This window comes from Escherichia sp. KTE172, assembly GCF_000408845.1.
GTDB lineage: Bacteria > Pseudomonadota > Gammaproteobacteria > Enterobacterales > Enterobacteriaceae > Escherichia > Escherichia coli.
In genome coordinates, this window is the sequence record NZ_KE137316.1 from 1,143,289 (window position 1) to 1,165,671 (window position 22,383).

Below are 22,383 nucleotides of genomic sequence, written 5' to 3' on the forward strand. Positions count from 1 at the left end.
TACTTCCCCGCAGAAATTAAGGCTACGGGGAAATAACATCAGTAAGTATCTTAAGAACAATATAATCACTTACAGGAACCTGTATTAAAGTGCAGTACTTGCTTTTAATGTAAGCACCTTTGATCTATAACGTTGTTCAATTACCCCCATAGAATGCAATCGTCCAAATAACTTTTTGGCAGTATGAGTTTCTCTTGCACACGCTGCATCCTTTATCATTTTCCAATATTCAATTTCTTGAGACATTAAAAGATGCTGCTTATTCCTGACTTTTAAAGAACCGCCCAAAACAATAACACCTGTTACCAACTTAGGCTTTTCTCTACTATAAATTTTTGTTTTATCCGCATGCATCACATGACCATGCTTATTTATTATTTTGCGAATCACTGAACAAAATAGTCTATTAACGTTTTGTCCTGAAAAAGTTAGATCATCAACATAAACAGACATATTTACGTGTAGTTTATTACAAAGTTGGTGTATTTCTCCGAACATTCTTGAATTTGCAAAATATGCAAGAGGCATACTAATCCTGCTACCTGTAGGCAAACGCCCATAGCAAGTACATATATACGATAATACATCCGCAACATCAGATGACATCTTCATAACAGAAAAAAAGAATGAAAATATCATTTCTCTAGTAGTTGATGGAAAAAAAGCCCTGATGTCGGTTGTCATCAACCTTTCATTATTAAGGTGGATTTTAGCATTAGTAACATTAGAACATCCCTTCTTTCCAGAATGTAGATAATCTGGCAAGGTAATTCGCGATAGCAGACTTGCAATACGAGTATGCACCACATCTAATTTTTCTAATGGTTTTTGTATCTTACGTGGCTTTCCGTTTTTAGATAACTGTTCAAAAATAGAATAATTGCCTTCATCTTTTTTTAAGGTTGATAAATCCCCTACATCAACCCCCAATAAAGAAGCCAATTTCCTTTTACTTCTCATTTTATAAAACGGCGAATCAATTATATCGTAAGATTTATTTTTAGTGGAAATTTTGAGTTTTATTCGTCTTTTCATTTTTCTTATTCGCCCACTCAATAACATCTAATACTTTACCAGCTAAATTTAAACGGAAACGCTTAGATAAACGCCCCTGCGTACCTAACGATTCTGAAAAAAATACTAAAGAAGATACCGGCATATCGAAATGGGAGGCGTAACGCTGTAAAACATCAATTGTAGGCGACCAAACCCCACTTTCGAGTTCTACTATTTTTTCTTTTGGAATACCTAAAGATGTTGATAAATCAACCAATGACTCTTTATGGTATTGCCTTATTAAACGAAGGGCTCTGTGTAACATAGGCAACTCCATGCTATTGAAACTAGGGAGGACGCATTACTCATCACCCCCTTCAAAGTAGTCCAGTGCTCGAGTGGCTAAATCAAACAGTCTAATACCCCATTTGATTAATTTCCAAACATAACCAGCCCACTTTTTCAGGTTTGACTTGTTCTGCGCCTGCTGTTCGTTGGTTAATTTATCATTCTTCATGATTTGCTCCTTATGCCCATAGTGTGCAAACGATATGTCTGCTCCAACACTATGGTTCGCCCTCATAAGGATGAGATTGAACAGCACTAGCCCCCTGCTCCACGAACCCTTGGTCGCCCAAAGGGTTCGAATACCCATACGCCATACCGCCTGATCCTGTGACTCTTGTCGCTGGCAGGGGCGTTGCGCGGGGTAAATGTTAGAAAGCGTTAACTTTCCACGGGTAAAGTTACCCAATTGATGGCGATGTATCTCACTAACTAACCAATGTTTGCATCATAACAAGTAAACCGTTGTATTTGATCTCCCTATATATAATATTTTTTTATATTAAATAAACAATTAATAAATATTAAACATAAAACATATTAAAGCGACCTCCTCTATGCCTTCATTGCATTGAATTTTAACGTTTTTTATATAAAAAATGACACTTCATCTTGAAATCCGAACCACTCATCAGCGACCGGATACGTGAATTTTTTCCCGTCATAATTTACGGTCGCGCCACGCGCCAGCGCCTCAAGCTCCCATCGCTGCGGCCTGATACCGTTCTGAGCAAGGTCAACGCGGATACGGGTAATTTGCATTCGTTCCGACCGGGCCAGTCTGGCCGATGGTGCAATTTCATGTGGTTTTAACGGGCTTCCGTTTCTTTGCTGACGATTTGGCGTTCTCCGACCGTGTTTTAATGCACCTCTGAGCGCCCTCACGACCTCCGGGTCACTCCATTCGATAACACCGTCATCAACCAGATTAAGCACTGCTGCGGCGTGCTCAGAAGGTGTGGGAACCGGTAACGAAGTATCACCACCGGTGAGTTTTCCACAGTTATTGACAGGACTCCGAGGCGCGGCGATGCCGCTTTTTAAAGTCAAAGGCTCAACGACCGGAACTTTCGGCACAATGCGCCAGTCCGTCGTTCTGGTGATATGAATATGACGCGCGCCGAGATGCGGCGCGTAAATGCCGACCACTCTCTCGACTTCTTCCTCGTACTCGTTAACGTCATCCGACGGGATACGGGCGACTCTGACAGTCTGACAATCGCGCGGGACATTTGCCCCACCCTGCGCGCTGATATACAACGCAAAATCACCACTGTCTGCGGCGGCGCGTGCAGCCTCGACGCGCTCGTCAAACTCATCAGCAATGCTGACGCCGCGCGGCAATTTGCGTAGTTCACGGTAAGCCCCCATTGTCGGCAGGCCAACCGTTTTAAATTGCGGGATGCGCCACGTTGACGCCCATGCGCTAACAGCCGCTGCAGTGTCTTTCAGCGGCCTGCCGGTGTCGTTATCGAGCTGACCATCCAGTGCATAGCCGTCGATGTTTTTTGAAATGTATTTCGCGATATATCCCGCAGCACCGCCCCGGTTAAGATGTTTTGCCTGAAAACGGTTTCGCGCGGCTCCTCTTTCGTCGCCATCCTCTTTGAGCGCATAGCGACGCATGATTTCGATAATCTGGTTACGCTGGCGCGGATTACAAAAAAGCATCATATGCCAGTGCGGCGTTCCGTCGTGGTGTGGCTCGACGACACGCAAACCGTAGACCTGTAAATCATTATCCTTGAATGCCGTGCGCATCAGGCTCCAGATACGGCAGAGATAACGCTGCGCATCCTTTGGATTAAATGCCTCATCGTTCCAGCCGTGATTTAGCTGGACGGTTTTACTTTCGCCTTTTCTGACCTGACGTGTCGGGTGATACTTTGACGGCGCGGTCAGCGTGATAAACATCCCCACATCACCCTCTGCTGCGGCGTAACGCTCAATACCGGCAATGGTGTTCATCAGCTCCATCCGGCGAATTTCAGGATTAGAAATACTGCCCATCACCTTACTGATAAGGTCGATGCGCTCGCCGGTTTCCCTGTTTTCGAGATCACACGATTTAAGAAATTCCAGATTTGCCTGGCGGCGTGCACGCACATCACGAATGGCATGTTTACTGGCATAAGGAGAACGGTCTTTATTGACCTCCCCGACAGCAATCAGTAACGCCTCATGCCAGCGCATACGCTGGCCTTTAAGCTGATGGGTCCACCACTCATCGTTAAACAGACGGACAATGGCAGAATATGCCTGCCTCGTGGTCATCTGCCCTTTACGGTATTTTTTCCAGTAGAGAGGGGAAATATTGAAAGCACGTGCAGCACCAGCAACATGACCATAGAGGTGAGCCTGCGCCTCATCCGTAAACAGCGATTCTTTTTCGCCATGCGCATCCACCCAGGCATCGCAGAGTTCCTCATACATCATGAAAAGCTGCGATGAGATACGGGCGGCAAACTTTTTCAGCTCCTTGTCATTCATCCCCGGCAGACGCGCATAATGGTCACGCTCTGCCAGAAACAGCAACGACGCGTCGGTGTTCATTTCATGGCGCTGATTCACACGCTCAATGCGCGGCCATAAACGACGCTGAAAAGTGGATGTGAGAAAATAAAACCCGTGCACCGGGCTTTTATTGCGCCGGATGTAGTCATAGCGTGAAGTAAACAGCGAGCGCAAAAAGTAAGGCAGGCGGTTAATCGTGGATAAAACACCTTGCACCTGACGCATCTCGTCACGTGTAAGGGGTCTTTCGCGCCCGACAGCCTCGCGTGGCGCGTTCCATGCATAAGCACCGGTAAACGCCTTACCGGTGCCTGCGGCAAATGCTGACGGAGGGACAAAACGCCCGGAGGCTTTAACGGCCATATGAGCCAAAAGCCTCTGAACAACGCTTGCTGAGTTGCTCAACCTGCACGTTTAAATCAGCAAAAGACTTTGCGCTTCCGGTCAGAATATCGTGATGCATCAGGCCTGAAACGAGCTGGCTTAATTTCGGGTAATAACCAACCACCGCCAGCCATTCCTGACCGGCGTTTTTACCGCTTTCCGCTCTCTTTTTCTCGTGGAGAATAAACTGAAAGCTGTCACTGGTAACGACATAACGTTCGCCAATTTCAATACGAATACTCATGCCGTTCTCCGGTAATGTTTGTTTTTTGCTTCAAAGACTGACTGACAGGAAACACAACGCGTGGCTGACGGGTAAGCCGCACGACGGGCAGCAGGTATTGGCGCGTCACACTCTTCGCAAACCAGCGCAGAAGCACCGCAATGTTTTACCCTTGCCGCGTTAATCTGGCGCTCCAGTAATTCAGCCTGTTGTTCCTGAATAAAATCTACGTTGTCCGGCATTACCAGTTCCTTTTGTCGTTAAGGTTTTTAAATTCATCAGCGCAATAGCTGGCGATTTCTGTCGTTAATTTCGTCAGTTCATCCACGGAGGAGATTTGCTTGTGAAACACAGCGCGTTTAACAAGTAAATTGACCACATCAGACAGGAGGTTTAATTCGTTCTGATAAATCGCGATAACAGACTCAGTTATTTCGCGTTTTTCTTTATCAAGACCAAGTTGAATAAGAGACAAATCGCCATTTTTCATAACGGCGATTTTTAAGGCGTTATTCAGTAATACAACTGAACGAGAACAGAACATCAAAGCACCTCCCCGCGAGACAATCCGATATTGTGAAATTTTTCCGACTCCTGACTGAGCAGCTCGACTATCTCCACGCGGGATAACTCCGCCTTTGTGATGTGGCGAATCATGGCATCAAGATGAGAAGAAAAGCGCGTCGCAGCGTCGGCCTGTGCTTCGGTTCTGGCCTGTTGCAGCAGTAATGCGTATATACCGCACTGATTTTCAGAAACTGTATGCATAACTTTCTCCAGGCAAAAAGAAGCCCCGCACAATTAAGTGCGTTAAAAACTCTGGTTAATTACTTAATGCAGATATTGCTCCGGTTTTACCGACGTCAGAATTATCGGTGCATACTCAAACAGACTGAATAATTCACGTAATGCACGGAATAAAGCATCACGCCAGTAACATGACTCTTCATTAATTCGCCAGTATGGCTGGTTGAATTCTTTTTCAGTCAATCCGGCATGCATAAATAAAGTACGACGCTGACTGACTGTTAAAAAACTAATATATGCATACTCACTTGCGCCAACCTGACGGCGTTTTGAGAATGCACCACGCAATTCATCAATTGCACATACCAGTCGTTCACGTTCGACGTCGTTCATTTCTTCAAAACACATCGTTGCGTGACGCTGTTTTAACTGAGCATGGAAGCAAACCGTTAACCGTTCGCGCTCCATCATCTGATTATAATAATCACATGTATCCTGCCAGCGAGGAACGGCAAGATGCTTACCAATTATCCGGCGCATAGCTGCTGGCTGTTTTTCAACGAGATTGAGCGTCATCACTGTCATTTCCATACCCTCCGGCTTTTCAGAAAGGTCAGAGCCTTTTTTAACGGACTCTGTTTTTTGGTGCGGATAATGATTCCCTTACGCCCCTTACCGTGGGTGATGGTGAAGTCAATCGCCCTGGGGCTTTCGTTACGCAGTAACTGAGCAATACAACGAGGCTCATTCATACGGTTCTCCTTAACGTGGTTCACCGAGACCTAACCACATCAACCAGCCGTCACGAATCTCTTTAGGGCGGCTTTCATAAGCCAGTTTTAGTCCGTTATTCCATGCCGGAAGGTATACCCAATATTCACCTGCACGACCTGAAGCTGATTGTGGATCGGTCATATCAATTACAGGCAGCTTTCCTTTATCGATCATCCGACGAACCGCTCCTGTCGATTTTCCTATTAGTTTTGCGAACTCCTGATAAGGAATCGCATCAGTCATGAGTGTTACTTGCTTGCTCATGTCGTCCTCTAGCCCTCATGAATTGCGTTTAATGTCTTATAATGCCTTTTAGTGCCCACATCCAAGCACTAAACAATCTACATCTAAACTAAATACTATTGAGATCTAAACACCATGTCAAACACGATAAGCGAGAAGATAGTCTTAATGCGAAAATCAGAGTATTTGAGCAGACAACAACTTGCTGATTTAACAGGGGTTCCGTATGGCACGCTGAGTTACTATGAAAGTGGTCGTTCAACACCTCCAACAGATGTCATGATGAACATCCTGCAGACCCCACAATTCACCAAATACACTTTATGGTTCATGACCAATCAGATCGCTCCTGAGTCCGGGCAAATTGCGCCCGCTCTCGCACACTTTGGGCAAAACGAAACAACGTCGCCCCACTCCGGTCAAAAGACTGGTTAACAATTCATCGTGAATATATTCATCACAAGTGCCTACTATTGGTGGCTAAATTTCAGCCACCACGAAAAAAGCGATTAGTAGTCGCAAAAAAACACACCACTCGGAGGGTTTTCTGATGGCAATCAAAAAACTCGATGATGGTCGATATGAAGTGGACATCCGCCCTACTGGACGTAATGGAAAACGCATCCGTAGGAAGTTTGATAAGAAAAGCGAAGCTGTCGCTTTCGAGAAATACACGTTGTACAACCACCACAATAAAGAATGGCTATCAAAACCAACAGACAAGCGACGTCTGTCGGAGCTGACACAGATCTGGTGGGATTTAAAGGGTAAACACGAAGAGCATGGGAAATCTAATCTTGGAAAAATTGAAATCTTCACAAAAATAACGAATGACCCATGCGCATTTCAAATTACGAAATCGCTTATCAGCCAGTACTGCGCCACCCGAAGAAGTCAGGGTATTAAACCTTCGAGTATCAATCGTGATTTAACATGTATTAGCGGCATGTTTACAGCCCTGATTGAAGCGGAGTTATTCTTTGGTGAGCACCCTATCAGAGGGACAAAAAGGCTTAAGGAGGAAAAACCAGACACAGGCTATCTCACGCAGGAAGAAATTGCCTTACTGCTTGCTGCTCTTGACGGCGACAACAAAAAGATTGCGATTCTTTGCCTGAGTACTGGAGCACGTTGGGGAGAAGCAGCTCGTTTGAAAGCAGAAAATATCATCCATAACCGCGTCACGTTTGTTAAAACGAAAACAAACAAACCACGCACCGTCCCGATCTCAGAGGCTGTTGCCAAAATGATCGCGGATAACAAACGAGGTTTTTTATTCCCTGATGCTGATTACCCTCGCTTCAGACGAACAATGAAAGCAATAAAACCGGATTTGCCAATGGGGCAAGCCACACATGCACTAAGGCACAGCTTTGCCACTCATTTCATGATTAATGGAGGAAGTATTATCACGCTACAACGGATACTAGGTCACACGCGGATTGAGCAAACTATGGTTTACGCTCATTTTGCGCCAGAGTACCTTCAGGACGCCATTTCTCTTAATCCGCTAAGAGGTGGTACTGAGGCCGAGAGTGTCCACACAGTGTCCACAGTAGAGTAACGTTTAAGGGCTTTCAGTGGTAATTTATGCCGCTCAAACCCGCATTGTACCGTTGAAAGCCCCTACTGGTGACACCCTAAATCTCCCTTACACGGGCTTATTTTTTATGCATAAGCCGTATCCTGGTCACCGTCTTCCATTGACCACATCGATAGAATCCCCCTTCATAACACGATGCCTTTCACGTAACGGCATCGTGCTCGTACAGATTCCGGCTACGCACAACCAGAACGCGCATGTTTGACGCTTACCAAAAAATATTCTCACTCTCCACATTTGAATGTCAGACGAGCGACGCCATGTAATCCTGCACCTTCTGTCTTCAGGTCAACTATCTGCATTTTTTTGCCCTGAGTAACACAGAAATGAGCTGCATCATTTTTTACTATATTTTCTGCACCAGAAATTCTGCCCCTGGCTAAAGAAGCTTCGGCTTCGGTGTAGTATTGGTTATCGAGTTTACGCTGAATATTACTTTTATATGCAAGACCAAATTTACCGATACTTGTCTCATCATTATGTACAGCACACCCAGACATAAGAAAAACACTAATTAATGATATAGCAGCTATCTTTTTCATCTTACCTTCCCCCATTAAATACCAACGACACGCTCTGGTGTTAAAATATAATAATGGCATGATTATTATAATTGAATAGGATTATAATAAATGTTCTGTACAACATTTCCTACATAAGTAGGAATTACATACACGGAGGCCCTTCCGGGTAACCCCATGGGGGGGTTAATATATTTTTAATAGTATATTGAAGATGCCACTGTTTAGTTGAATATTAGGTATATGCTCTTTTTTGAAATTTACCTATGGCTACCGTTAACATTCACTGTCCCCATTGCAAGCTCCTGGTGGTAACCACTGAATCCTCTATACTTGAACTGATTTTTTATCCTCCGACTTTCATCCTGTTCTGACTCCACCTTTTCTTTTCTGCTCTACACTATCTACAGACCAATCATAAAGGCACATACGATCATGGCAGAATTTCCCGCCAGCTTACTGATTCTTAATGGCAAAAGTACTGACAATTTACCATTGCGCGAAGCAATTATGCTGTTGCGTGAGGAAGGAATGACGATCCATGTGCGGGTCACCTGGGAGAAAGGCGATGCCGCACGATATGTAGAGGAGGCCCGGAAGTTGGGCGTCGCAACGGTGATTGCCGGTGGTGGCGATGGCACCATTAATGAAGTTTCTACGGCGTTGATTCAGTGTGAGGGGGATGACATACCCGCGCTAGGAATTTTGCCATTAGGAACCGCCAATGATTTTGCCACCAGTGTAAGGATTCCTGAGGCACTGGATAAGGCGCTGAAACTGGCAATTGCCGGTGACGCCATTGCGATAGATATGGCGCAGGTCAACAAACAAACCTGTTTTATTAATATGGCGACAGGCGGATTTGGGACGCGTATTACCACAGAAACGCCGGAAAAATTAAAAGCCGCGCTGGGTGGCGTCTCTTACATCATTCATGGCTTAATGCGCATGGATACTCTGCAACCGGACCGTTGTGAGATCCGCGGTGAAAACTTTCACTGGCAAGGTGACGCCCTGGTCATTGGTATTGGTAACGGGCGTCAGGCCGGTGGCGGTCAGCAATTGTGCCCGAACGCGTTAATTAACGATGGCTTGCTGCAACTGCGCATTTTTACCGGCGATGAAATTCTTCCGGCTCTCGTATCAACATTAAAATCTGACGAAGATAACCCGAATATTATCGAAGGCGCTTCGTCGTGGTTTGATATACAAGCCCCACACGAAATCACTTTTAATCTTGATGGCGAACCGTTGAGCGGACAAAACTTTCATATTGAAATACTTCCGGCGGCGTTGCGTTGTCGATTACCACCAGATTGCCCATTGTTGCGTTAATCACACTATTCTCTCTTGAACCAGGGAGAATCCGTAATGCCGGATGCGGTATAAACACCTTATCCGGCATACAGAACAATACTACACCGTAATTAATTTTACCCGTGTCTTCTGCAATGCCAGTTTATCCACCTCTGACACGGCATCATCGGTAATAATAATGTCAATTTTTTCGATTGGGAGTACCTGATTAAAACCGCGACGGTTAAATTTCGATGAATCGAGAACGGCAATCACTTTATTAGCGGCTGTGACCATCGCCCCGCTAATCGAATAACCTTCATTAAAGGTCGTAATACCATTAACCGCATCAATACCATCAGCACCGACAAACATTAAATCGGCATTAATATCCTGCAATGAACGCTCGGCAATGGAACCATGCATCGAGCGCGTTTTATGGCGGACGGTGCCACCACAGACGACCAGAGTAATGTCTTTATTTTCGGAAAGGGCAAACGCCGCCGGGAGACTGTTGGTAATCACCGTGATATTTTTGGCGGTCATTAAACCTTCGGCGATAAGCATTGTCGTACTTCCGCTGTCGAGAATAACGGTCATCCCTTCGTGGATCATTTTGACTGCCGCTTGCGCTATTCTGTTTTTTGGCGCACTGGCGAGCTGAAATCGCTCTTTAAACCCAACTTCCTGGGTCTCGGTTTCACTATTACCGGACATTATTTTCGCCGCACCGCCATGAAAGCGCGTAACCACGCCTTTTTGTTCGAGAAAGCGCAAATCGGCACGGATTGTCGCTTCCGAGGCAGCAAATACTCCCGCCAGATCCTGAACAAGCACGGTTCCCTGTTCATTCACTAATTGGATGATCTTATTCCTTCGCTCGAATGAATTCATCGTCATTTACCCATATTCAATTGTGGCTAGTGTAAACGAAGGGGGACCATTGGTGAATGATCTGTTTTGCACAATACCGGGCCAGCATCACGCTGGCCCGCGGTTTCAGGGAATAAGCAACACTTTGCCCGGCATAGCATTACGAGCGATGTCACGCACCGCCTGGGCGAAGCTTTCAAAGCTTCCACGGTGAGCGATTAATGGCTCCAGGCTTAACTTACGTTCTGTCAGCAACCGGCTCGCCGTTTCCCACTCCTGCCCCGGCCAAGGGCTGGAGTAGTTCATCCAACTGCCGATAACCGTCAGCTCTTTACGCAATATTTTGCCAAACGTTGCCGATATTAAATGCAGATCCTGATGCAACGTGCCCACCAGCGCCAGTTGGGCATGAGGACCGGCAATCTCTACCGCCAGTTCGACAGTTTGCGGTACGCCAGCCGTCTCGAGGATAAGCTGATTAAAGCGCAGCTCGCGTAAAACGCCCTGCATTTGCGGCGCGCTCATTTCAAGGCTGTTAAATGTTTGCATCGCACCGAAAGATTTTGCCAGTGCCAGTTTTTCTGAGCTAATGTCGATAGCCGTCACACTCTTTGCTCCCAGCGCGACAGCGCACTGAATAGCCAGCAGGCCAATGGTTCCGGCACCAATAATAATAACGTTTTTATTCTCACAACCTTGCGCTAAATGAAAAGCATGCAGGCCAACGGTAATCGGTTCAATAAAAGCCCCATCCTCAATAGGCATATCCGTGGGTAGAGCAAAGACATTTTTTCGCTTAACGACAATATATTCAGCAAATCCACCATCACGCCGTGAGCCAATAAAATCATATTTTGCGCACTGGGAATAAAACCCTTTCAAACACTCTGGACAAGTAAAACAGGGTAATAACGGCACACAGGCAACCGCATCGCCAGGGTGTAAATCATCAACACCGGATCCCACCGCATCAATATAGCCGCTAAATTCATGGCCTAACGTTATTGGATAATAATGTGCACCATTTTTAAATATCCTGGGTAAATCGGAACCACATAAGCCCGAGCTGGCAATTTTTACCCGTACCTCATCCTGATGTTTAATTTCAGGAATGACGCTTTCTGCAACGCGCACGATACCATCAGTATCATTCACCACTGATTTCATAAAAACTCCTGATTGTTAAGGGGGATAAACTCCCCCTCAGGTAAAAATTATTCTGCGAGAACGGCTTTCTCTTGTTTAATAAAACCACACGCTCTACGCCAGGTCATGAAAATACCGGTAAGATAAATGGCACCGATAATAATGAAACCGGGAATATTTTGCGGGGAGAAAACCTGAATCAGTAACCAGGTAATGGGAGAACCGCCCTGATCCATTGAAGCCACCATACCCCCGGCTTTTAACGCCCCAGCATTAGCCGCCAGTTGGGTGTGCAAACCAATAGTTTGCGTCGCGATCCACAGGGTGATGCTCATAATGATGACACCCGAGATTAAGGTGCGGAACAGATTTCCACGATGCACCGCGACCGCCATCGCCACGAAGAAGCCGATGGTGGCAAGATCGCCAAACGGCAACACCTGATTACCCGGCACACAAACAGCAATTAAAATGGTGAGAGGGATAAAAATCAGGCTTGCCGATACCACCGCCGTATGCCCCAGCAGCAACGCCGGATCAAGGCCAATCAGGAACTCCTGACCGCCGAACTTCGCCTGTAAACGACTACGGGCCTGCTTAGCGATGGGCGTTAAACCATCCATGATAGGTTTAATCACCCGTGGCATCAGCAGCATAACTGCCGCCGTTTTTACCGCCAGCTGCAATACACCTTTGACATCGTAACCCGCGAGGATGCCGATAATCAGCCCCATCACAAAACCCACGGTGACAGGCTCGCCAAACGGACCAAATTTGCGCTGAATATCGTCGGCGCTAAATTTAATACGGTTAACGCCTGGGATTTTCTCGATGATAGCATCCACCAGCACCGCAATTGGCCCCAGATACGCCGACGTACCGTGCGGAATAGCAATGCCTTCCAGCTCAAAGAAATTTCGGGTATCGCGGGCAAACCAGTCGCCGAGCTTATAAACAAACGCCGCGTGAATTACCACACCCGCCATCCCTATCATCCATGAACCGGTTGCCAGATGCAGCAACGCGCCGGTGAAGGTCATATGCCAGATATTCCAGATATCAACATTTACCACCCGCGTCATACGGGTCAGTAGCATCGCCACGTTAACCAGAATCGCAATCGGAATCGCCACTAGCGCAATTTGCGACGCCCAGGTCATTGGTGAAGAGCCCGGCCAACCGACATCGACCACATGCAGATTCAGGTCAAAATTTTCCGCCATCGCTTTCGCCGCCGGACCAATGGAATCCAGCATTAAGCCAATCACAAGGCCAATGCCAACAAAGCCAATCCCGATATGCAGACCCGCTTTAAAGCAATCGCCTGCCTTCATGCCTAATATTTTAGAAAAAATAATGATGACAATCGGCAGCATCACCGTAGGGCCGAGGTCGAGAATATAACGCATGACTTCTGAAAACATAGGTCACCCCTGTAAGATAGTCAGAATTTTATTTTGTAATGCTTCGATACCGACACCAGAAACAAAAGGCATGCCGTGAACTAACGGAATATCGCCAAAACTACGGTCAACTTTGGCGGTAGTACATATCAAATGCACGCCATCCATATAGGTCTCTATTTCATTAACCCGACACTGGATTAATTCAACAGGAATATTATGACTCTGACACAACTCTTTAATTTCTTCCGCCGCCATCGTAGAGGTCGCAACCGCGCCTCCGCAAGCGACAATAATCTTGCGTTTCATAAATAGTCCTTTTTATTGTTACAGAGGGATTTATTCGTCTGAATCTAAAACATACTTTGTGAAGTATTCCTTTAACTGAGTTTCAGGAAGAGTAATTAGTGTCTCGACGATCTCGGGCTGTTGTAACTTGCCAAATAAACAGCGTAAAAGTTTCAATTGCTGCTGCGGATTTTCCACAATCAACGCAATAACCAACGATACCGCCACGTCATTATCATCATCCGCTTGCTGAAAATGAACTTTATTTGTTGGCCTTAACAGATAAATGGCTGACGACTTAGCATGAATCGCCTCACAATGCGGTATTGCAATGGCGTGCTGCTCAAGCATTATCCCGGTAGGGAATTCTGCTTCTCTGGCAATTAATGCCTGTGGCCAGGTATCATGAACCACACCTTTCGCGAGCATCTCATTACCGATATGGGTTAAAACTTCGCTACGATCGACAAAAGAAATTCCGCTACGAACAAACAGGTTAGTCATATACCGTCCTTATTCCGCACAGCCGTAGCGATAGGCGCGCAAAACATCATAAATTTTATCCATAATCAACTGATGCGGTATTGCTGATAATTCCCCGGACTGAATGCGTTCAAATTGTTTAGGAAGATACTGACTAATCATGCCCAGAGGGATTTCCATGCCTTCCAGATTCACCATCATCGTTTCGACGCTATTTTTAATCCGACTATGCGGCCAGTAATAACGAATACGATCCGACAGGCTGTAACGAATATCCAGTAATGAATCGTTAAAACCCGGGCGATAATATTTCTTCCAGTACTGCGGTTCGTCGAGCATCACTTCTTCAATTACAGCCAGGCAACCGCTGCGATTTTCGGGGGCGATAAGTTCCTGCTCAATTTGTGCCAACGCAAATATCGCCTCACGTAAAGCAAAGGTTAATGCGGGACCGACTTTCAATATTGCAAAGTGATCGCGGACTAATTCCCAATAAGCCGTCCGGGTCTGGTAATCGGTAGAATGTGCTTCATAAACCATTCGGGTGTTTTCTATCCATTGCGCCAGCGGCTGTGCTTCCTGCGGCTGATAATGGATAATATTGCTGTGATCAAATTCCACGCCTGGCTGCACCACAATGGCAATCACGCGTGTTAACGCCTCTGCCAGCCCACGGGCAATAAAGGCCTTTTGATGCGTACGTAAAGTATTGGCGGCATCTTCAACATGGGTGATGTGTACTGACTGAATGGCGCTGGCCTCACCGCCCGGAACCGGCACTTCGGTGCCAATGACATAGCTCAGTTGCTCACGCTGGCAATCTGTCGCCACACTTTCCGCAGCAAAGCAAAGCACAGCAGCTCGTTCCGCAACCGTTTCTGGTGCTAACGGTATGGGATCCCCCGCGCAGGACATTGACGCATCAAGATGAATTTTACTGAAGCCGGCACGAACATATGCCTTTACCAGCTCGACGGATTTTTCCATCGCCGCATCCGCATTTTCTTGCTGCCAGCAGTTTGGCCCCAGATGGTCGCCGCCGAGAATAATGCGTTCGCGCGCAAACCCAACTCTATCGGCAATCGCAAAAACAAATTCGCGAAAGTCCGCCGGTGTCATGCCGGTATAACCGCCAAATTGATTGACCTGGTTTGACGTTGCTTCAATCAGCACTTTGCGCGTGCTGTTGCGATCAAATGCCAGCGCCGCTTCGATAACCAACGGATGGGCAGAACAGACTGAACATATGCCAATATGTTCACCAGCTTTATGCCGGGCAATTAACGTTTTCATGTTTTTTCCTTGTTAAATGGCAGGTGCGTTATGCCCTGCCCTCGCAGCCACAATCGGCAATCACTTTGCTCACCACATCGCGCATTGCGGATTTAGCCGACTGCAAATAATCCCGGGGATCGGTCGCTTCGGGGTGCTCGGTCAGGTAATTTTTTAACGCCTGCGAGAAGGCATTTTTCAGCTCCGTTGCAACGTTGATTTTGCATATCCCCAGTTTGATGGTTTGCTGAATATCCTTAGTCGATAACCCTGACGCGCCATGCAGCACCAGCGGTAAGTTCACCCACTGGCGAATGTTCTCCAGTCGAGAAAAATCAAGCACCGGTGCGCTGGCATACATACCATGAGCCGTGCCGATGGCGACCGCCAGGGAATCAATCCCGGTTGCCTCGGCAAATTCACGCGCCTGAACAGGGTTGGTGTACAACGCATCGGCTTCATTGACTTGCACATCATCTTCCTGGCCGCCAAGTTGCCCCAGCTCCGCTTCGACGCTGACATCAAAGCGATGGCAAAAATCCACCACCTCTTTGACCCGTGAAATATTTTGCGCAAAAGGCAAATGCGAGGCGTCAATCATGACTGAGCGCACGCCAGAACGAACCTTCTGAGCGATATCGTCAAATTTCGTGTGATGGTCGAGATGAATTGCCAGTGGATGGTGATATTGCTTCGCCATCGCGCTGACCAGCGCCAACAGATTTTCTGTACCAGCATGAGTAAATGTGCCAGGCGTTCCGGCGATGATGACCGGTGCATGCAGGTTGGCAGCGGTTTCTACCACCACTTGCATCGTTTCGAGATTGTGAATATTGAATGCCGGAACCGCATAACCGCCGCGCTGTGCGTTGTTCAGCATCTGCTTTGTCGATACCACGTACATTTTCATATCCTGTCGTTTACTTTCGATTTCAAAACATAATGAAATGATTTGTTTTCAAATGTCGAGATAATGATCACAAAAACGACAATTCGAAAATTAATCAGAATGACAGGCAAAAAAACGGCCTCCCGATAGGGAAGCCGTAGCAAAGTGCGCGTGTTTTTATGCCGGATGCGACGTAAACGCCTTTTCCGTCATACGTGGTAGTGCTGTTCGTATAAGGCGTATCAGGCAATAGTAATTTTGCTATCGAGATAAACGTCCTGCACGGCGTTAATCAGTTTCACGCCGTCAGCCATCGATTTCTTGAACGCCTTACGTCCAAGAATCAGCCCCATTCCGCCTGCGCGTTTGTTGATAACCGCAGTACGCACTGCATCGCTGAGGTCAGTTTCACCGCCTGCAGCACCGCCGGAGTTTATCAACCCTGCGCGGCCCATATAGCAGTTAGCTAACTGATAACGCACCAGATCAATCGGGTTTTCGCTGGTCAACTTGCTGTACACGCGATCGTCGGTATAACCGTAATTAATCGCTTTATAGCCGCCGTTATTTTCCGCCATTTTTTGTTTAACGATATCTGCACCTATGGTCGCCGCCAGATGGTTTGCCTGACCGGTCAGGTCGGCGGAAACATGGTAATCAACGCCATCTTTCTTAAAGGCGGAGTTACGCAAATAGGCCCACAGCACTGTCACCATGCCCAGCTCGTGCGCACGTTCAAAAGCCGCAGAAATTTCTTCAATCTGGCGACGTGACTCTTCCGAACCAAAATAGATAGTCGCACCAACCGCCACCGCGCCCATGTTGAAGGCCTGCTCCACGCTGGCATACAGCGTTTGATCGTAGGTATTCGGGTAACTTAGCGTCTCGTTGTGATTAAGTTTGACGAGGAATGGAATGCGATGCGCGTAACGCCGCGATACCGATGCCAGCACGCCGTAAGTTGACGCCACACAGTTACAGCCCGCTTCGATCGCCAGTTCAACAATGTTTTTCGGGTCAAAGTAGAGCGGGTTAGCGGCAAATGAAGCTCCGGCAGAGTGCTCAACGCCCTGGTCAACCGGCAGAATAGAAAGATATCCTGTGCCAGCCAGACGCCCGGTGTTGTACAACGTCTGCATATTACGTAACACCGCTGGCGGGCGATTATTGTCAATCATCACGCGGTCTACGTAGTCATGTCCGGGGAGATAAAGCTGGTCAGAAGGAATAGTCATACAACGGTGCTGTAAAAGGTTGTCGGCGTCTTTGCCAAGCAACTGCGCAATATCTGTCATTACTATGCTCCCGTAAATTCCGATTGGATATCGGCTATGGATTGTCCTGGCCCGCCTTTTGCGGGCAATCATAATCCTGGTCGTTACAGGCGAGTTTTTCCATCTTTTGGATGTTTTATCAGCGTTTTCTGTTGGCTCGATTCATCAGAAAAAATGTTACCGCGGTCAAGTTTTCACCGCAAAGGTATTTAAAAGGTATTATTAAATGGTATTGTCATCGCGTACCTTACATTACCTGTCATGAAGGAATTAAAAGATGAAAACAACAGCAAAGCTGTCGTTCATGATGTTTGTTGAATGGTTTATCTGGGGCGCGTGGTTTGTGCCATTGTGGTTGTGGTTAAGTAAAAGCGGTTTTAGTGCCGGAGAAATTGGCTGGTCGTATGCCTGTACCGCCATTGCGGCGATCCTGTCGCCAATTCTGGTTGGCTCCATCACTGACCGCTTTTTCTCGGCGCAGAAAGTGCTGGCGGTATTGATGTTCGCTGGTGCGGCGCTGATGTATTTCGCTGCGCAACAGACCACTTTTGCCGGGTTCTTCCCGTTACTGCTGGCCTACTCGCTAACCTATATGCCGACCATTGCGCTGACTAACAGTATCGCTTTTGCCAACGTGCCGGATGTGGAGCGTGATTTCCCACGCATTCGTGTGATGGGCACTATCGGCTGGATTGCCTCTGGTCTGGCATGTGGATTTTTGCCGCAAATGCTGGGTTATGCCGATATCTCTCCGACTAACATCCCGCTGCTGATTACTGCCGGAAGTTCTGCTCTGCTCGGTGTGTTTGCGTTTTTCCTGCCCGACACGCCGCCAAAAAGCACCGGCAAAATGGACATTAAAGTCATGCTCGGCCTGGATGCGCTGATCCTGCTGCGCGATAAAAACTTCCTCGTCTTTTTCTTCTGTTCATTCCTGTTTGCGATGCCACTGGCGTTCTATTACATCTTTGCCAACGGTTATCTGACCGAAGTCGGTATGAAAAACGCCACTGGCTGGATGACGCTCGGCCAGTTCTCTGAAATCTTCTTTATGCTGGCATTGCCGTTTTTCACCAAACGCTTTGGTATCAAAAAGGTATTATTACTTGGTCTGGTCACCGCTGCGATCCGCTATGGCTTCTTTATTTACGGTAGTGCGGATGAATATTTCACCTACGCGTTACTGTTCCTCGGTATTTTGCTTCACGGCGTAAGTTACGATTTTTACTACGTTACCGCTTACATCTATGTCGATAAAAAAGCCCCCGTGCATATGCGTACCGCCGCGCAGGGGCTGATCACGCTCTGCTGCCAGGGCTTCGGCAGTTTGCTCGGCTATCGTCTTGGCGGTGTGATGATGGAAAAGATGTTCGCTTATCAGGAACCGGTAAACGGACTGACTTTCAACTGGTCCGGGATGTGGACTTTTGGCGCGGTGATGATTGCCATTATCGCCGTGCTGTTCATGATTTTTTTCCGCGAATCCGACAACGAAATTACGGCTATCAAGGTCGATGATCGCGATATTGCGTTGACACAAGGGGAAGTTAAATGAAAACAGAACGTATTCTCGGTGCTCTTTATGGGCAGGCGTTAGGGGATGCGATGGGGATGCCCTCCGAGCTTTGGCCACGCAGCCGCGTTAAAGCACACTTTGGCTGGATTGATCGTTTTCTGCCTGGACCAAAGGAGAATAACGCAGCCTGTTATTTTAACCGCGCCGAATTCACCGACGATACCTCGATGGCGCTGTGTCTGGCGGATGCGTTACTGGAACGTGAAGGCAAGATCGATCCAGATCTGATTGGGCGTAATATTCTCGACTGGGCGCTGCGTTTCGACGCCTTTAACAAAAACGTACTAGGTCCGACCTCGAAGATTGCGCTTAACGCCATTCGCGACGGTAAACCCGTTGCTGAACTGGAAAATAACGGCGTGACCAACGGCGCAGCGATGCGCGTCTCGCCATTAGGTTGTTTGCTTCCAGCGCGTGATGTTGATTCCTTTATTGATGATGTGGCGCTGGCCTCCAGCCCGACACATAAATCCGATCTGGCGGTTGCGGGGGCGGTAGTCATCGCATGGGCGATTTCTCGTGCCATTGACGGAGAAAGCTGGTCAGCAATTGTTGATTCACTGCCTTCAATTGCGCGACATGCTCAACAAAAACGCATCACTACCTTCAGCGCCTCACTGGCAGCACGTCTGGAGATTGCGCTGAAAATTGTGCGCAATGCCGACGGCATCGAATCCGCCAGCGAACAGCTTTACCAGGTCGTTGGCGCAGGTACCAGCACTATTGAGTCCGTTCCGTGCGCCATTGCGCTGGTTGAACTGGCACAAACCGACCCGAACCGTTGCGCCGTCCTGTGCGCTAACCTTGGCGGCGACACAGACACCATCGGTGCTATGGCGACGGCAATTTGCGGCGCATTGCATGGCGTTAACGCAATCGATCCTGCGTTAAAGACGGAACTGGATGCGGTAAATCAGCTTGATTTCAACCGCTATGCCACGGCGCTGGCGAAGTATCGCCAACAACGGGAGGCGATATGAGCGGCGCTCGATTACACACGCTGCTGCCTGAATTAGCCACGCGTCAGCCGGTGATGGTCGTCGGCGCGGCGGTCATTGATGTGATCGCCGACGCTTATGCCCTCCCCTGGCGTGGGTGCGATATCGAACTGAAACAGCAGAGCGTTAACGTTGGCGGCTGCGCACTGAATATTGCCGTGGCGTTAAAGCGCCTCGGCATCGAAGCGGGTAATGCCTTGCCGCTCGGTCAGGGCGTGTGGGCGGAGATTATTCGCAACCGGATGGCGAAAGAGGGGTTAATCAGCCTGATCGATAACGCCGAAGGCGATAACGGCTGGTGTCTGGCGCTGGTTGAGCCGGATGGCGAACGCACTTTTATGTCATTCAGCGGTGTGGAAAATCAATGGAATCGCCAATGGTTGGCACGATTAACCGTTGCGCCTGGCAGCCTGCTCTATTTTTCCGGTTATCAACTGGCCTCGCCCTGCGGCGAATTGTTAGTGGAATGGCTGGAAGAGCTGCAAGACGTGACGCCGTTTATCGATTTTGGCCCACGTATTGGCGATATCCCGGACGCATTACTGGCGCGGATCATGGCCTGTCGACCTTTAGTGTCACTCAATCGTCAGGAGGCTGAGATTGCCGCCGAACGTTTTGCTTTATCCGCAGAGATAACAACACTTGGCAAGCAATGGCAGGAGAAATTTGCCGCGCCGTTGATCGTTCGTCTCGATAAAGAAGGCGCATGGTATTTCAGCAACGACGCTTCTGGCTGCATTCCGGCATATCCAACGCAAGTTGTAGACACCATTGGGGCGGGCGACAGTCATGCAGGTGGCGTACTTGCCGGGCTGGCCTCTGGTCTGCCACTGGCGGATGCTGTATTACTGGGCAATGCAGTGGCGTCGTGGGTTGTCGGGCATCGGGGCGGTGATTGTGCGCCAACGCGCGAGGAACTACTCCTCGCACACAAAAACGTATAGATCGCTGCGACAGTGGCTGATGCTGTACTCAATAGGCCGTTGCTGTTGGTCAAGCGCCACTTGCTTGATCACCAGCACCGGTATTTTGCTATCTAACTGAATATGTGACTGAAACTCGGCATCCGGCATCCGGGCACTAACGCGGGAACGCGTACGTTGTGGGTAAATGTGCTGGCTGCGGAAGTAGTCATAAAGAGAAATCCCGATGGCATCAACATCATGAATTAAATGTGCCGGAACCCACGATTCCTCAATCGATACCGCTTCTTCATCGACATAGCGAATACGCTTAAGCAAAAAGACATCACTTCCCGCTTCGACCGCCAGCTGCTGCGCGACTTCTTCGGGACATTTCACGACACGCTTGTTAACCCATAGTGTATCGGGCTTTTTCCCGCGCAATACCACCTGCTGAGAAAAACCTCGCGCTTCTTTCAACGAGTATTCGAAGATGTTGTTGATCTGCGTGCCGTAACCACGCGAACGCGTCACCACGCCCTCTTCTTCCAGCGCCTGCATCGCCTTGCGCACCGTAATGCGCGAAACGCCGGTTAACTGACTTAAATCACGCTCACCGGGCAAAATATTGCCATGCTCCAGCACCCCGCTGCGCACGGCATTTTTTACCGTTTCGGCAAACTTAATATAAAGCGGCGTGTTATCCGCCGCTAAAATACGTTCGTTCAGTTGTGCAATCAGCTGGGTATGCGCTTGTTCCATTTGTCTTTTTCCTGCCAGGGAGTCTGGTGGGAGTATATCACTGCTTCTTATTTAAGGCGTTTCTTTAATCCCATCAACGAATGCCTGCAACTCCTCCACCGTGCCATTAAACACATTAAAATCCACCGGACCATTAATGCCATCTACCTGTCCACGGTCGGAATGCTGCCAGAAGCGCCAGGCTATTCCGTCATTGTCCGGACGACGTTGATAATAGTGAGCCACCCACCACGGATATTCATTAAAATAGCCCGCCAGATTCGAGTGATAAAAAACGGCTCCTGAGTAAATAATCGGCTTTTTTCCCGTGCGTTTTTCGACCATTTTTAGCCACTGACTTACCCGCTTGCGTAATTCTTTTGCCGATAATTTTCCCCGTTCTTCTACGTCCAGCACGGCAGGGAGATCGCCGTGGGCAAAATCCACCGTTTGCAGAAATAATCGCGCCTGAACTGAAGCGGATACCGACGGGGAAAAATAATGATACGCCCCGCGCAGCAGGCCATTTTCGCGGCTTAGTTGCCAGTTACGCGAAAAATAGGGGTCCACCAGCTTTTCGCCTTCCGTCGCCTTAATAAAGGCAAATTGTAAGCGAATACCGTTATCGCGCATTTTTGCCACCCGCTGCCAGTCGATCCGCTCCTGCCAGCGCGAAACATCTATTCCGTGAATGGTGTAACTGGCAGGAATGCGAATAGCGAAAGATTTAACCGGGCGATAACCGTAGAAGTGGATGTAGTCTTTAATCTGAATTGCTGTCGAATAGAAAAAATTCACCGTCTGACGCGGATAAATTGCAACGATGGAAATTAGCCCAAGAGCGCATAATAAAGCGGTGAATTTTTTTCGACTGGTGATTCTCAACTGCATT

At 47.9% G+C, this 22,383-nt stretch carries 28 protein-coding genes; 6 read left to right on the plus strand and 22 right to left on the minus strand.

Annotation, left to right across the window (positions count from 1 at the left end; genetic code table 11):
* Positions 1-84 precede the first annotated feature (84 nt).
* The 11 genes from G434_RS18050 to G434_RS18015 all read right to left on the minus strand — a co-directional run bounded on the left by G434_RS18050 (position 85) and on the right by G434_RS18015 (position 6,247).
* Complete coding sequence (locus G434_RS18050) at positions 85-1,035, minus strand: reverse transcriptase family protein (protein WP_023148839.1); 951 nt, start codon at positions 1,033-1,035, stop codon at positions 85-87.
* On the minus strand, positions 1,001-1,321 hold the full coding sequence (locus G434_RS27265; protein WP_016239054.1) for a helix-turn-helix domain-containing protein: 321 nt from the start codon (positions 1,319-1,321) through the stop codon (positions 1,001-1,003). Before G434_RS27265 ends, G434_RS18050 begins: the two co-directional genes overlap by 35 nt.
* A 36-nt stretch (positions 1,322-1,357) precedes the next feature.
* A complete protein-coding gene (locus tag G434_RS30295; RefSeq protein WP_001754918.1) occupies positions 1,358-1,513 on the minus strand; it encodes a hypothetical protein in 156 nt (51 codons plus the stop codon).
* 416 nt (positions 1,514-1,929) lie between these two features.
* Entirely contained in the window at positions 1,930-4,218 is a 2,289-nt protein-coding gene (locus G434_RS18045) for a replication endonuclease (protein WP_016239055.1), read from the minus strand.
* Positions 4,208-4,483, minus strand: a complete 276-nt coding sequence (locus tag G434_RS18040; protein ID WP_000027668.1) for a DUF5405 family protein — start codon at positions 4,481-4,483, stop codon at positions 4,208-4,210. The genes G434_RS18045 and G434_RS18040 overlap by 11 nt, the downstream gene beginning before the upstream one ends.
* The gene (locus G434_RS18035) at positions 4,480-4,704 is read right to left on the minus strand and encodes a TraR/DksA C4-type zinc finger protein (RefSeq protein WP_001113264.1); all 225 of its coding nucleotides are present in this window, start codon (positions 4,702-4,704) and stop codon (positions 4,480-4,482) included. The genes G434_RS18040 and G434_RS18035 overlap by 4 nt, the downstream gene beginning before the upstream one ends.
* On the minus strand, positions 4,704-5,006 hold the full coding sequence (locus G434_RS18030; RefSeq protein WP_000458750.1) for a DUF5405 family protein: 303 nt from the start codon (positions 5,004-5,006) through the stop codon (positions 4,704-4,706). Before G434_RS18030 ends, G434_RS18035 begins: the two co-directional genes overlap by 1 nt.
* Positions 5,006-5,230 carry a DUF2732 family protein gene (locus G434_RS18025; RefSeq protein ID WP_000557701.1) on the minus strand — a complete coding sequence of 75 codons (225 nt, stop codon included), beginning with the start codon at positions 5,228-5,230 and terminating at the stop codon, positions 5,006-5,008. The genes G434_RS18030 and G434_RS18025 overlap by 1 nt, the downstream gene beginning before the upstream one ends.
* A 63-nt stretch (positions 5,231-5,293) precedes the next feature.
* On the minus strand, positions 5,294-5,794 hold the full coding sequence (locus G434_RS18020) for a hypothetical protein (protein ID WP_016239056.1): 501 nt from the start codon (positions 5,792-5,794) through the stop codon (positions 5,294-5,296).
* Positions 5,791-5,961, minus strand: a complete 171-nt coding sequence (locus G434_RS30300) for a hypothetical protein (protein ID WP_001005162.1) — start codon at positions 5,959-5,961, stop codon at positions 5,791-5,793. Before G434_RS30300 ends, G434_RS18020 begins: the two co-directional genes overlap by 4 nt.
* A gap of 10 nt (positions 5,962-5,971) precedes the next feature.
* Positions 5,972-6,247 carry a regulatory phage cox family protein gene (locus G434_RS18015; RefSeq protein ID WP_000043869.1) on the minus strand — a complete coding sequence of 92 codons (276 nt, stop codon included), beginning with the start codon at positions 6,245-6,247 and terminating at the stop codon, positions 5,972-5,974.
* A gap of 114 nt (positions 6,248-6,361) precedes the next feature.
* Here G434_RS18015 and G434_RS18010 point away from each other — a divergent pair, with 114 nt between their 5' ends.
* Positions 6,362-6,661 carry a helix-turn-helix domain-containing protein gene (locus tag G434_RS18010; RefSeq protein WP_001306384.1) on the plus strand — a complete coding sequence of 100 codons (300 nt, stop codon included), beginning with the start codon at positions 6,362-6,364 and terminating at the stop codon, positions 6,659-6,661.
* A 115-nt stretch (positions 6,662-6,776) separates the two neighbouring features.
* Positions 6,777-7,790, plus strand: coding sequence for a site-specific integrase (locus G434_RS18005; protein ID WP_000985256.1), 1,014 nt, complete (start codon positions 6,777-6,779; stop codon positions 7,788-7,790).
* 263 nt (positions 7,791-8,053) lie between these two features.
* On the opposite strand, the gene yegR is transcribed toward G434_RS18005, so the two are convergent.
* The gene (gene yegR, locus G434_RS18000; protein WP_001303579.1) at positions 8,054-8,371 is read right to left on the minus strand and encodes a protein YegR; all 318 of its coding nucleotides are present in this window, start codon (positions 8,369-8,371) and stop codon (positions 8,054-8,056) included.
* A 414-nt stretch (positions 8,372-8,785) separates the two neighbouring features.
* Between yegR and yegS the strand changes: the two genes are divergently transcribed.
* The gene (yegS, locus tag G434_RS17995; protein ID WP_000807371.1) at positions 8,786-9,685 is read left to right on the plus strand and encodes a lipid kinase YegS; all 900 of its coding nucleotides are present in this window, start codon (positions 8,786-8,788) and stop codon (positions 9,683-9,685) included.
* Positions 9,686-9,766: 81 nt separating this feature from the next.
* Here the strand turns inward: yegS and G434_RS17990 are convergent, their stop codons facing one another.
* From G434_RS17990 to fbaB, 8 genes are all read right to left on the minus strand, one after another.
* Positions 9,767-10,540, minus strand: a complete 774-nt coding sequence (locus tag G434_RS17990) for a DeoR/GlpR family DNA-binding transcription regulator (RefSeq protein ID WP_001295426.1) — start codon at positions 10,538-10,540, stop codon at positions 9,767-9,769.
* A gap of 105 nt (positions 10,541-10,645) precedes the next feature.
* Positions 10,646-11,686, minus strand: a complete 1,041-nt coding sequence (gene gatD, locus G434_RS17985) for a galactitol-1-phosphate 5-dehydrogenase (RefSeq protein ID WP_000844212.1) — start codon at positions 11,684-11,686, stop codon at positions 10,646-10,648.
* A 47-nt stretch (positions 11,687-11,733) separates the two neighbouring features.
* Complete coding sequence (locus G434_RS17980; RefSeq protein ID WP_000490661.1) at positions 11,734-13,089, minus strand: PTS galactitol transporter subunit IIC; 1,356 nt, start codon at positions 13,087-13,089, stop codon at positions 11,734-11,736.
* Between the two features lie 3 nt (positions 13,090-13,092).
* Positions 13,093-13,377, minus strand: a complete 285-nt coding sequence (gene gatB, locus G434_RS17975; protein ID WP_000823282.1) for a PTS galactitol transporter subunit IIB — start codon at positions 13,375-13,377, stop codon at positions 13,093-13,095.
* 30 nt (positions 13,378-13,407) lie between these two features.
* Positions 13,408-13,860, minus strand: coding sequence for a PTS galactitol transporter subunit IIA (gene gatA / locus G434_RS17970; RefSeq protein ID WP_000182900.1), 453 nt, complete (start codon positions 13,858-13,860; stop codon positions 13,408-13,410).
* Between the two features lie 9 nt (positions 13,861-13,869).
* Positions 13,870-15,132, minus strand: coding sequence for a tagatose-bisphosphate aldolase subunit GatZ (gene gatZ / locus G434_RS17965; protein WP_000853852.1), 1,263 nt, complete (start codon positions 15,130-15,132; stop codon positions 13,870-13,872).
* 28 nt (positions 15,133-15,160) lie between these two features.
* Positions 15,161-16,015, minus strand: a complete 855-nt coding sequence (gene gatY / locus G434_RS17960; protein ID WP_001306380.1) for a tagatose-bisphosphate aldolase subunit GatY — start codon at positions 16,013-16,015, stop codon at positions 15,161-15,163.
* A 227-nt stretch (positions 16,016-16,242) separates the two neighbouring features.
* Positions 16,243-17,295: a class I fructose-bisphosphate aldolase gene (fbaB, locus tag G434_RS17955; RefSeq protein WP_000129551.1), complete on the minus strand. Its 1,053-nt coding sequence runs from the start codon at positions 17,293-17,295 to the stop codon at positions 16,243-16,245.
* A gap of 256 nt (positions 17,296-17,551) precedes the next feature.
* Between fbaB and G434_RS17950 the strand changes: the two genes are divergently transcribed.
* Genes G434_RS17950 through G434_RS17940 form a run of 3 tightly spaced genes read left to right on the plus strand, consistent with a single transcriptional unit; the run spans position 17,552 to position 20,792 of the window.
* On the plus strand, positions 17,552-18,829 hold the full coding sequence (locus G434_RS17950) for a nucleoside permease (protein WP_000858471.1): 1,278 nt from the start codon (positions 17,552-17,554) through the stop codon (positions 18,827-18,829).
* Positions 18,826-19,830: an ADP-ribosylglycohydrolase family protein gene (locus G434_RS17945; protein ID WP_000846212.1), complete on the plus strand. Its 1,005-nt coding sequence runs from the start codon at positions 18,826-18,828 to the stop codon at positions 19,828-19,830. The genes G434_RS17950 and G434_RS17945 overlap by 4 nt, the downstream gene beginning before the upstream one ends.
* Entirely contained in the window at positions 19,827-20,792 is a 966-nt protein-coding gene (locus G434_RS17940; protein WP_000011941.1) for a carbohydrate kinase family protein, read from the plus strand. The genes G434_RS17945 and G434_RS17940 overlap by 4 nt, the downstream gene beginning before the upstream one ends.
* Here the strand turns inward: G434_RS17940 and G434_RS17935 are convergent.
* Together G434_RS17935 and G434_RS17930 are read right to left on the minus strand one after the other, a co-directional pair.
* On the minus strand, positions 20,766-21,512 hold the full coding sequence (locus tag G434_RS17935; RefSeq protein WP_000434038.1) for a GntR family transcriptional regulator: 747 nt from the start codon (positions 21,510-21,512) through the stop codon (positions 20,766-20,768). The two genes, G434_RS17940 and G434_RS17935, sit on opposite strands and share 27 nt — an antisense overlap.
* Before the next feature lie 51 nt (positions 21,513-21,563).
* Positions 21,564-22,382, minus strand: a complete 819-nt coding sequence (locus tag G434_RS17930) for a glycoside hydrolase family 25 protein (RefSeq protein WP_001306379.1) — start codon at positions 22,380-22,382, stop codon at positions 21,564-21,566.
* Position 22,383: the final 1 nt, after the last annotated feature.